The organism is Psychrobacter sp. LV10R520-6, from assembly GCF_900182925.1.
GTDB lineage: Bacteria > Pseudomonadota > Gammaproteobacteria > Pseudomonadales > Moraxellaceae > Psychrobacter.
In genome coordinates this window covers 2,631,029-2,642,610 of sequence record NZ_LT900024.1, presented here as the reverse complement: position 1 = coordinate 2,642,610, position 11,582 = coordinate 2,631,029, and the positions used below count along the sequence as shown (strand labels likewise).

The window sequence follows — 11,582 nt, the reverse complement described above, 5'->3', positions numbered from 1 at the left end:
TGTGTCACAACCCTACATATCCTATATCCGCTTACCATCGACCATAACCGGACGACTAACCATCCATGCAATAGCAACGTTACCAATCATCAAAACTAACATGATTAATAGCGGTAAATCCCAAGTGCCCGTTGCTTCATGTAGCCAACCGGTGCCGAGTGGGCCAAAAAACGCAATAATGTAACCGACTGCTTGCGCCATACCCGATAACTCGCTGGCCTGATTGGCCGTATAAGTGCGTAGTGAAAATAGCATCATACTCAAAGTAAAAATCGCAGAACAACCAATGCCCATGATTCCTGACCATAACCATGCCAAATCAGCAGACAGATAGGTAATGCCCAATACGCCAACAACGTTTAAAACAGCCGCAAATACGGCCAATGCTTGAATAGGACGACCACGATTGACCAACCAAGTTAAGCTTAAAATGGCTACTGGCGCCATAAATTGAAACACCGAAGCCATTTGCCCAGCGGTAACCGCAGATAGGCCTTTACTCAGCCAAATAGACGGTAAAAAACTGGCTACGGTATAGAATAACAACGACTGCAAGCCCATGAAAATAGCAATCTGCCAAGCAAATGGCGTCCGCCACATTGAAATATTTGAAGATCCTGACGGAATAGGGATGACGGCCTGATGATTGGACGAACCCAAACGCAGGCGTAAAAACACCCAAATAATGATCGCAAAAATACCTAAGAATGACCAACCGCCAAGTGCCCATTGCCAGCCGACATATTTAGATAGCGGTAATACCACACCGGCTACTATACCTGCGCTCACCGTCATGGTCAGACTGAACAGACCTGTAATTAGCGGAATTTGATTAGGCGTACGCTGCTTAATCACTGGCGCAGCTAAGGTATTGGCAAAACCGATGGCTAAGGTCAACAGCACCGTACCACTCAAAAACCCAATCCAAGTCGGAATGACCGTACGGATAACCATACCAAAGGTTAGGAGTGCAATCATCGCAATTAAAGTATTCTCAAGACCAAAACGCTTACCAATCGTTGGGGCAATGAGCGCACCAACCGCAAAGGTCAGCATTGGCACTGCACCCAGCCAACCGATTTGGGTCTCAGAGATGTTGAGCGCCTCTTGAACTACTGGCGCAATAGAGCCGAGCGCGACAATGGGCGCGCGCATATTGGTGGCCAGCAAAATCATGGCACTTAGTACCAGCCAAAAAATGAACTTAGAGGAAGGAAGATTAAACGGTTGCGGCGCATCCGAGCGTTGCTTGGAATGCAAATCAGAAGGGGTGGACATAGCAGCACGACTATTAAAATAAGAAAAAGGACACATCATTAGAGAGCGCCGGAGAACCGCCACTCATAAAATAACACCAATAAAATTTCACCCATAATGTGACTGACAGTTTAGTCAGAATTAGAAAAAACGTGTGGAGCTTGTAGAAAGCGGATAATAAAAGACTGAATAAAATTTTTGAATAAATTTATTCGATATTTATATTTATAAAAGAATTTTAGAAAGATAACTGGCGCAGAAAGCAACTAAGGTTTATCTAGTCTAAATAGGGATTGAATAACAACTAACACTATTATAAAAGCAAACAGCAGACGAGTACTACCAGCGTATGGTAACCAACGGCCATTATGACAAGCTATAGAACCTTCAAAGACGCTAGTAAGTATAAAAAAGCACCTTTGAAAGTAATTTGATTGGACTTATAAGTTAGCAACTACTGAACAACAAAAAACTATAGTGCAGGTTTGCCCAATTGAGCTGCTTTAATAGCATCTATCTGCTGATCAGCAACTGTAGACTCACACTTGTTGGGGTCATCGCCACAATAAGAGCATTTTTCGTTGCCCATTAGTTTGGCAACACCACCGCAAGAGCCTCTAAGCGGTTGTTTTTTGAACATATAACCAATACCCATAAAGATAAAAAATAGCACGAATACGGTAAAGGTAATGGCAAGCATGGGAAGTAATTGGCTAAACATGGAGCGACCTCGTTTAAAAAAAATGAGACAGTCACTAATAACAATGACTCTCTCATAGTATAACAAAATTTTGACCTGCCCGTTTGTTCAAACGGTTTGTTATCAGTAGCCTATTATCTACACTGAAGGCTTCTTATCCGCCCGTAGGTCTTGCATCGCAGGGGTCTGGATGATTATCCAGTCCTCTAAATCGTCAGCAGGTGCATCTAGCTTGACATCATCAGCCAATATGACAAACAGCGCCGCCAGTTTTTGCTGTTTAGCGGTCGCTAAAGCTTTGGCATAAGGCATGGCGGTCAATGCCGTTGCCCAAGCATCAGCGACTGCCACTGAATCTGCCGCAACCGTTACCGAGGGAGCACCGCCGATGATGGGCTTGCCAGTAGTAGGATCAATAGTATGGCTATAATGCTTACCTGCGAACACAACAGAGTTGCGATAGTTGCCAGAGGTTGCCAGATGCATCTGATTGCCATTATTCATAGGTTGACGAATAGCGGCGATCGTTTGGCGCGCGCTAACGGTACTGCCCTCAATGGGAGCATCAATGGCTATTTGCCAAGGCTGTTGCTGACCGCTAACCCCTGATGTTGCTACCTCACCACCAATCTCCACCATATAATTACGAATCTGGTAGCGATCTTTGAGCACATTTGCAATGACATCTACGCCATAACCTTTGGCGACTGCCGAAAAATCAAGCCCGATGCCGTCTTTGGTTTTATGGATGAGTTTATCGTTTTGTACCACGCCTTCAAAATCTACTAAGGCAAGCGCTTGAGCTATTTCAGCAGTGCTTGGCGGACTTTGTAAACGTTCAACCGTCATGGTGCTACCAAAGCCCCAAGTATCAACCAAGGGCATAACAGTTGGATCAAATGCACCATCTGATTGCTCATAAACTTGCCGAGAGACACTCAGTACGTGACTAAAGTCAGCATCAATAGTGATCGGCGTATCTTTTCCTAACTGATTAAATTTCGAGATGGTCGAATCAGCCTGATAAGTCGACATACTGTCATTAATTTGTTGTAAGCGCTCATCTATCGCTACTTGGATAGCGGCCTCGTCAGCGTCTTCTGGCAACTGATAACTAATATGGTAGCTGGTGCCCATAGTCTCGCCACTCAGGTAATTGTAATCAGGAGGCTGCTGGCAAGCGCTAAGGCTCAAAAGACAAGCAGCACCAATAGCAGCAAAAATGGTTTTATTACTGCTTGTGTGATTGGTTGTGCTACTAAGCGTATTATCGTGCGAGAACTTCGTTAAATTTGTCATAAGTACTATTGATACAAAGTAGGAGGTATAAAATAAGGAGTGTTATTGCAAATGTATTCTGCTTATTTTACACGCCCTAATCACAATAAGCTCGTCGCAGATTGATTATTTCAATTATTTAACTTGGCTATTCAACTTAATTATTTGACTTGAGAGCGGCGAATCAGTTTATAAAGCTTTGGCGGCGAAACTCGATTAATTCTCATAGCTAGCTTTTCTTTTCTACCCGCGACAATAATATATTCTTCACCTTTAATTAATGCTTTGCTGACTTGCTTAGCAAAGGTCTTAGCGGTTAAGCCTTTATTGGTAGCGTCATCCATAGTGCCTTGTGCCGTACCATCTCCCGTTAAGGCATTGATGGATACATTGGTTTGGATAAACCCTGGGAATATATTTGCCACCTCTATCCCTTGATCGTGTAATTCAGCACGTAAACTGTCTACCCACATGTGGATAGCGGCTTTGGCTGCCCCATATCCTCCACGGTATTGGGTACCGATCATGCCGGCTATACTGGATACCATCACCACTTTGCCCTGTCCTTGAGCAATCATATCTGGCAATACCAACCTTGTCAGACGAGTTTGCGCAAAGTAATCGATCTCCATTAATTGGCGCTCAACTTCCTCGGTGGTTTCCATGATTAACGAGCGTTGACTGACGCCAGCATTATTAATGAGCCAATCGATTTTTCCTGTTTGCGTTTTCACAGAGCGATAAGCCTCTTTTGCTTGGTCGGCATCACTAATATCAAAAGGCACAACTATATGTTTGTTTGATTGTTTGCACTGATTTTTAACCGCTTCTAGTTTTTCACTATTACGGCCACTCAAAATAATTCTGGCACCTCGTTTGGCAAACTCAACGGACAGAGCTTCACCAATACCGCTGGAGGCACCGGTTATCCAAATGGTTAGGTCTTTAAATTTTGCTTTCATAAGAGTCCTTTCCTATCTAATTAGAAGTTGGTATATATTTTAGCTGGTTTATTGCAAGTTCAAAATATTTATACTATTTCAAACTATGGTCTAAACAGCATACTGTAGTCAACCTAAAGGCAATAAAAAATTGAGGCATCTTATTTGATACCTCAATTTTTTATAAGGATAACTTTATAGAAATATATATTATAGGTACTGGCTTCCAGCAACTCTTCTATCTGTGTAGCGGTAGCCTTTTGACTCCAAACAGGCAGTTAGCAAAGTATTTTCTCTCTCAGCGCTTATGTTTGCCATACCAATGTCATAGCGGCATTTTTGTATGGCGTTGTTTGTATCACCCTTAGAAATACCTGCTTTTTGCCATGTAGGCTGTTGTACTTGCAATGTACGCTGATACATAGGATCAGTTGTGCACCCAGAAACGGCCAATATAGAAGCCATAGCTCCTGTAAACATACTAAGTTTCATACTATAATCCGCAATTGAAAGCAAACATCCAAAATAGCCAAAATGATTATATGGAAAAATTTTAAAAATTAATCATTTTAAGCAATATGGGATGTTAACAATAAGTTCAAGGTGATGTAAAGTTCCAAAAAAAATGGACATCTTATCGATGCCAATTTAAATAAAATAATAAAAATGTATTAAAAAACTAGCTTAACCACCAAAGTCATCAAGCGCGATATTTTCGTCTTCCACGCCTAAGCTGTGTAACATACCGATTACCGCCGCGTTCATCATTGGGGGTCCGCACATGTAATATTCACAGTCTTCTGGGTTTGGATGGTCTTTAAGATACTCTTCTAACAAGACATTATGGATAAAGCCCGTATAGCCATCCCAATTGTCTTCTGGTAATGGATCTGACAAGGCCACATGCCACTGGAAGTTAGAAAAGTTTTCTTGCAGTTGGTCATAGTCCTCAACATAGAACATCTCGCGAATAGAACGGGCACCATACCAAAAGCTGATTTTACGATCCGTGTTTAAGCGTTTAAGCTGATCAAAGATATGTGAGCGCATCGGTGCCATACCAGCACCACCACCGACAAAGATCATTTCAGCTTCGGTTTCTTTGGCGAAGAACTCACCATAAGGGCCAGATACGGTGACTTTATCGCCTGGCTTTAAGCTAAAGGTCCACGAAGACATTTTACCCGGTGGAATACCGTCAGGGCCACGTGGCGGCGGAGAAGCAATACGAATATTAAACTTAATTAAGCCTTTTTCTTCTGGATAGTTGGCCATTGAGTAGGCACGTATGACCTCCTCATCAACTTTTGAGACATAATCAAAAATGCCAAACTTTTCCCAATCTTCTCGGTATTCTTCATCAATATCAAAGTCTTTATAATGCACTTCATGTGGTGGCGCTTCCAGCTGTACGTAACCACCCGCGCGGAAGTTGACTTCTTCACCATCTGGAATTTTGAGTACCAATTCTTTAATAAAGGTGGCGACGTTATCATTAGAGATAACCTCACATTCCCATTTTTGTACATCAAAGAATTCAGGTTCAATCTCAATTTCCATGTCCTGCTTGACAGAGACCTGACACGCAAGGCGCATATGATTGCGAATTTCACCTTGGGTAAAATAGCCTTCTTCGGTGGGTAAAATAGAACCCCCACCTTCAATAACACGGCAGCGACACTGGGCACACGTACCACCACCACCACAGGCTGAAGATAAAAATATACCTTCACTAGCAAGGGTTTGTAGTAGTTTACCGCCTGCTGGCGTCACCACGTCATTGTCGGGGTTATCATTGATATGAATGGTAACATCGCCTGAACTGACCAGTCTTGAGCGCGCCGCCAAAATAATAGCGACGAGGCCCATGATGATCAAGGTAAACATAGCAACGCCACCAATCGCTGTAGCATAATCCATGATATGTATCCTTAATCTATGGGGTAGGGGTGCGGGTCAATATAAATGGTTCCGAACCTCTACCGAATAAATGAATTAATTAGGTCAAATAACTGAGTATGGTTTTGAGCAAAGCGGCCTAAATTGACATACCACCGAACGACATAAAGCCAAGTGACATGAGACCAACCGTAATAAAGGTAATACCCAAACCACGTAGCGGGGCTGGGATGTCTGAGTATTTGAGCTTTTCACGGATACCGGCCAATACCGTGATGGCAAGTGCCCAACCAAAGCCTGCGCCAAAGCCATATACCACAGACTCACCAAAGTTATAGTCACGCTCAACCATAAATAGTACACCACCTAAGATGGCACAGTTAACGGTTATTAGTGGTAAGAATACGCCAAGCGCGTTATACAAACTTGGGACAAACTTATCTAGGAACATCTCTAAAATCTGCACCACAGCAGCAATAAGACCGATATAACTGAGCAAGCCTAAAAAGCTGAGATCGATATCAGGAAAACCTGCCCATGCTAGCGCGCCATCTTTTAGAATGAACTGAAATAACAAATTGTTCAATGGTACAGTGAGTGCCATAACAAAGATCACTGCGACCCCAAGACCAATAGCCGTTGAAACTTTTTTCGATACCGCTAAAAAGGTACACATGCCTAAGAAATAGGCCAGTGCCATATTTTCGATAAAGACTGAGGTTATAAATAAACTAACATAATGTCCCATTAGTGACCCCCTCCATGTGCCATGCCTTTAGACTGCGGCTTCATTACAAATTCAGCCTCTTCAACCTGTTCTGGTTTCCAAATGCGCACGATGACAATAAACATCGCAATAATAAAGAACGCTGAAGGTGGCAACAGTAATAGACCATTTGGTACATACCAGCCACCATCAGTAGCTGGTTGTAATAGGGTGATACCAAACCAGCTGCCTGAGCCTAATATTTCGCGAATAGTGGCCACAAATAATAGGACTGCAGAGTAGCCAAGACCGTTACCAATACCATCTAAAAAGCTGGGTACTGGTGGATTGCTCATAGCAAAGGCTTCTGCACGGCCCATCACGATACAGTTAGTGATGATCAGACCTATGAATACTGACAGTCCTTTACTCACATCATAAGCCACCGCTTTTAATACCTGGTCGACTAAGATAACCAAAGAGGCAATAATAGTCATCTGCACAATAATACGGATGCTTGATGGAATTTGTTTACGAATAATCGAGATAAAGAAGCTCGAAAATGCGGTTACCAAGGTCAACGCCACACTCATGACCAACGCATTAACTACGGTAGTGGTCACCGCCAATGCCGAACAAATACCTAATATTTGCAAGCCAATAGGGTTGTTATCAAAAATAGGTGAAACTAAAATACTTTTTGTATCAGCCACGTTAAGCCTCCTTTCCGTTTGCTGCTGGTGCTATAGATGCCAGCTCGGTTACGGGATGCGTCTGTTGTTGAGCTAGGTTTTGACGTGAGTTTTGATGTGAGTTTTGATATGAGCTTTGACCTAGATTTTTATATGAGACTTGCTTTGCTTGTACGTCAGTATTGTCAATCGTCTGACCGGTTTCTTCACGCACATGATCTAAATAAGGCTTGTACCCTTGCTCACCCAACCAAAACTGAATCATGTTACTGACGCCACGACTGGTCAGAGTTGCACCACTGATACCATCGACCCAATTTTCTTTTGAACCTGAAGTAGCAACACCCGTTGCAACAGCACCGCTCTCATCATAAGAGTGGATACCTTGCCACATCGCGCGCCATTTTGGCTCTTCAATACGAGCCCCTAAGCCCGGGGTTTCTTTATGCTCATAAAAGCTAATACCTTTGATAGTATTCATATCGCCTTCAAGGGTCAAGAAACCATAGATAGTGCCCCATAGGCCATAGCCTTGAATTGGCAGTACCACCATTTCAGGTTGACCAGCATCGTCATTTTTTACGTAGACTTTAGCGTATTTAGGCTTACGACCAATACTCGCCGGATCGTTATCCCCTAAATCTACGCTCAGTGCCTGATTTTTAGTCGCCTGATTGACATCATAAGTATTACGATCTGCAATACCGACTGCCTTTAGCGCGTCATCATCTAAGTAATTGCCTTTATTTAAGTTCACGATTTCAACATCGAAGTTTTTAAAACGCTCAGCGACATCTTCATTGGTATCAGAATCTGGGTCAAACATACCTGCCGCTACCAAGATGTTTTTATTACGGTCCAAACGAGCGTTTTCGATTTGCGCCGGCTTGAGACCGACGGCTGCTGCTGAAACCAATACGGAACACACCAAGCATAGCGTCAATGCCACCCTGATGGTTTTCATATTATTACTTTTGGGCTTGGACATAGCGAACCCTCCGTGCTGTTTGGCGTTTGATATTTGCTTGGGTGACAAAATAGTCAAACAATGGGGCAAATAAGTTGGCAAAAAGAATAGCGAGCATGATGCCTTCTGGGAATGCTGGGTTGACTACCCGAATTAATACGGTCATAAAGCCGATTAAGATACCATAAGCCCAGCGGCCTTTATTGGTATGGGCAGCTGACACAGGGTCGGTTGCCATAAACACCGCACCAAACGCAAAACCTCCAATGACTAAGTGCCAATAGAACGGCAAATTCATCATAAGGTTGTCTTCAGAACCAATCATATTAAAGATAAGTGAAGTAGCAATCAGACCAATGACACAACCTGACATGATGCGCCATGAGGCAATGCGCGTCCACAGTAGAACAGCGGCACCAAATAAAATAGCAAAGGTCGATACTTCACCAATACTCCCTTGGATATTGCCAAAAAAGGCATCGCTCCAAGTAATCGCCTGACCATAAATATCAACGAATTTGTCTGGTGTCACCCCAAGAGCCGCTAAGCCAAGTGGTGTGGCTCCTGAGAAGCCATCAACGGCGGTCCATACTGAGTCACCTGACATATAGGCAGGATAGGCAAAATATAGAAACGCACGACCCGATAGGGCAGGGTTCAGGAAGTTTTTACCGGTACCGCCAAATACCTCTTTGGCCACGACTACCCCAAAGATAATCCCCAAGGCGACTTGCCACAATGGAATATCTGGCGGCATAATCAACGCATATAGTACTGAGGTCACAAAGAAGCCTTCGTTCACTTCATGACCGCGAACTACGGCAAAGATAATTTCACAGGAAATACCTACTGCAAAAGTGACGATATAAATCGGTAAAAACTGCATGGCCCCATAGACAAAGCAAGCCCAGATACTATCTGGATTATAGCCTGCCATACTGGTGACGACAGTACGCCAACCATCAGCTTGTAGACCCAGTTCTGCTATGGCAGTCAATGCTTGATGACCGACGTTGTACATACCCCAAAACATGGCTGGGAAGGTACACATCCATACGGTGATCATAATACGCTTAAGGTCGATACCGTCACGCACGTGTGATGAAGTAAAAGTCGTTGAGTCTGGTTGACGTAAAAAGGTATCAAACATCTCAAAGAGAGCATAGTATTTTTCGTGTTTGCCACCCTTAGTAAAGGACGGCTCCATACGATCGAACATGTTGTGTAAAAATTTCATCGTGGTTAGCCCTCCAGTTCGATACGCGTTAAGTTATCACGCAAAATATCACTGTATTCATATTTGCCAGGAGAAACGAAGGTACACAAGGCTAAATCTTCTTCGTCCAGTTCAAGGACACCTAAGTCAACCGCGGTGATAATGTCTTCGATAATTAGTGCACGCAAAAGCTGCGTTGGTAGATAATCTTGCGGCATAATCTTTTCATAAACCCCAATCGGTACCATAGCGCGCGGTGAGCCATTAGTAGTCGTAGTAAAGTCATACTTTTTATTACTAAAGAAATGGGAGATATAAATAGGCAGTTTAGAGAAACGGTTTTTACCGGCTCTTAAGAAATGAAATGAGGGACGTTCATGTCCTTCAGACAACACACTGATTTGATCATGAAAACGGCCAAGATAGGAGCTGTTGTCAAATACTTGACGGCCCGACAGTACCGAACCTGAAATGATACGGTTCTCGCCTTCGAGTAACTGACCTTTGGTCAAAGCTGTAATGTCAGCACCGCGCTCAGTGGCAATCAGATGTGGGTTCTTGACCGCAGGGCCTGCCAAACTTAGTAGGCGGCGCGTATATAAATGACCCGTGGTAAACAATTTACCAATAGCAATTATATCCTGATAACCAATTGTCCATACGGTCACGCCGCGATTAAGGGGATGCAAAAAGTGAATATGCGTGCCCGCAAGACCTGCCGGATGCTTACCAGAAAAGCTATGATATTCAGTGACATTATTAGTAGCCGTCTTCGGTACTGGCGTCAGCTGGGCATCACCATGGTGGCAAACAAAGGTCTTTGGACTTAAGGTTGATAGTACGGCTAAGCCGTCATTGAACGCTTCTATCTGCTCATTGATTAGCAGTATAGGGTCAAACGCTAATGGATTGGTATCCATAGCAGTGACAAAGATAGCGTGCGGACGGGCACCGATATCAGGGGAGCGGCTAAAGGGACGCGTGCGAAATGCGGTCCACTCACCAGAGGCAAGCAGTTGGGTTTCAACGATTTCAGAGTCTAAGTCAGCAAGTTGCTGTGAGTCATAGCGCTGAAAATCTATTTCTTCACCGTTTGGATCAACCTGAATCACCAGACTTTCGAACACACGACGTTCGCCACGTTTGATAGCAACGATTTTGCCAGCAGCAGGAGCAGTAGAGATAACACCCACTCGTTTTTTGTCTTCAAAAACGGGCTGACCTTTGGCTACGATGTCACCTTCTTTGACGTTCATCGTGGGCTTCATTCCCACGTAATCGCAGCCAACGAGTGCCACATGTGCGGGTCTGTGCTCAGTTATCTCGCGGGAGGGCTCGCCAGTGATAGGCAAATCCAAACCTTTTTTGATGGTAATCATAAGCGAAAACTTAGTCCATAGTCTAAAACGATACCAGACGTCCTGTTTGGTATATCGGCAGCATGAACCTCAGCGTCATTAAAAGCACTTAACCCTCTATTCCCTATAGCAGGACAAAGGTAAAGGTTTTTAAAAACACCGCTTGATTATGACTGCTAATAAGAGTATTAACGCTGACCTTAGACTCCTTAACAACACGTTAATGTCTTATTCGAATTACCAAAGTGGCGACTGGCTACCAGGATGCATGATAAAACTCTCTAACTGTAGTCAAAATCAAAAGCTATTAACTATAGTAGAAGTCAGTCCCATCATACCTTCTATAACAAATACAAGAATTGTAATACCAGTGTGATTTAATTAGAGCTATTCAGTAAAATTGATATGGGGTTAAATGTTGATATAACCAAGTAATTACCCGTCTAAATAGGTAATAAATTAGTAAAACGACAAACTAATTAAGTGAGTGGTGAATGGCTTGTTGATGCCTTATGAAAAGGTATCTAAGCGTAGTTTAGTGACCTATGATAGCATCTATAAACACCTC

Annotated in this window: 11 protein-coding genes; all 11 read right to left on the bottom strand. The window is 43.3% G+C overall.

Annotation, left to right across the window (positions count from 1 at the left end; translation table 11 throughout):
- Positions 1-21: 21 nt before the first annotated feature.
- Positions 22-1,317: an MFS transporter gene (locus U1P77_RS11035; protein ID WP_414479011.1), complete on the bottom strand. Its 1,296-nt coding sequence runs from the start codon at positions 1,315-1,317 to the stop codon at positions 22-24.
- Positions 1,318-1,729: 412 nt separating this feature from the next.
- Positions 1,730-1,978 (bottom strand): (Na+)-NQR maturation NqrM, encoded by a 249-nt coding sequence (nqrM, locus tag U1P77_RS11030; protein ID WP_321155033.1) that lies wholly within the window; start codon positions 1,976-1,978, stop codon positions 1,730-1,732.
- 117 nt (positions 1,979-2,095) lie between these two features.
- Complete coding sequence (locus U1P77_RS11025) at positions 2,096-3,256, bottom strand: FAD:protein FMN transferase (RefSeq protein ID WP_321155032.1); 1,161 nt, start codon at positions 3,254-3,256, stop codon at positions 2,096-2,098.
- A gap of 140 nt (positions 3,257-3,396) precedes the next feature.
- Positions 3,397-4,197 carry an SDR family NAD(P)-dependent oxidoreductase gene (locus U1P77_RS11020; RefSeq protein ID WP_321155031.1) on the bottom strand — a complete coding sequence of 267 codons (801 nt, stop codon included), beginning with the start codon at positions 4,195-4,197 and terminating at the stop codon, positions 3,397-3,399.
- Positions 4,198-4,386: 189 nt separating this feature from the next.
- Positions 4,387-4,668: a hypothetical protein gene (locus U1P77_RS11015; RefSeq protein ID WP_321155030.1), complete on the bottom strand. Its 282-nt coding sequence runs from the start codon at positions 4,666-4,668 to the stop codon at positions 4,387-4,389.
- Between the two features lie 192 nt (positions 4,669-4,860).
- Entirely contained in the window at positions 4,861-6,096 is a 1,236-nt protein-coding gene (gene nqrF / locus U1P77_RS11010) for an NADH:ubiquinone reductase (Na(+)-transporting) subunit F (protein WP_321155029.1), read from the bottom strand.
- A 118-nt stretch (positions 6,097-6,214) separates the two neighbouring features.
- Complete coding sequence (nqrE, locus tag U1P77_RS11005; RefSeq protein ID WP_321155028.1) at positions 6,215-6,823, bottom strand: NADH:ubiquinone reductase (Na(+)-transporting) subunit E; 609 nt, start codon at positions 6,821-6,823, stop codon at positions 6,215-6,217.
- A complete protein-coding gene (locus tag U1P77_RS11000) occupies positions 6,823-7,494 on the bottom strand; it encodes an NADH:ubiquinone reductase (Na(+)-transporting) subunit D (RefSeq protein WP_321155027.1) in 672 nt (223 codons plus the stop codon). Before U1P77_RS11000 ends, nqrE begins: the two co-directional genes overlap by 1 nt.
- 1 nt (position 7,495) lies before the next feature.
- Positions 7,496-8,461: a Na(+)-translocating NADH-quinone reductase subunit C gene (locus U1P77_RS10995; RefSeq protein ID WP_321155026.1), complete on the bottom strand. Its 966-nt coding sequence runs from the start codon at positions 8,459-8,461 to the stop codon at positions 7,496-7,498.
- Positions 8,442-9,677, bottom strand: a complete 1,236-nt coding sequence (locus U1P77_RS10990) for an NADH:ubiquinone reductase (Na(+)-transporting) subunit B (RefSeq protein ID WP_321155025.1) — start codon at positions 9,675-9,677, stop codon at positions 8,442-8,444. Before U1P77_RS10990 ends, U1P77_RS10995 begins: the two co-directional genes overlap by 20 nt.
- A 5-nt stretch (positions 9,678-9,682) precedes the next feature.
- Positions 9,683-11,035 carry a Na(+)-translocating NADH-quinone reductase subunit A gene (locus tag U1P77_RS10985; RefSeq protein ID WP_321155024.1) on the bottom strand — a complete coding sequence of 451 codons (1,353 nt, stop codon included), beginning with the start codon at positions 11,033-11,035 and terminating at the stop codon, positions 9,683-9,685.
- Between the last annotated feature and the right edge of the window lie 547 nt (positions 11,036-11,582).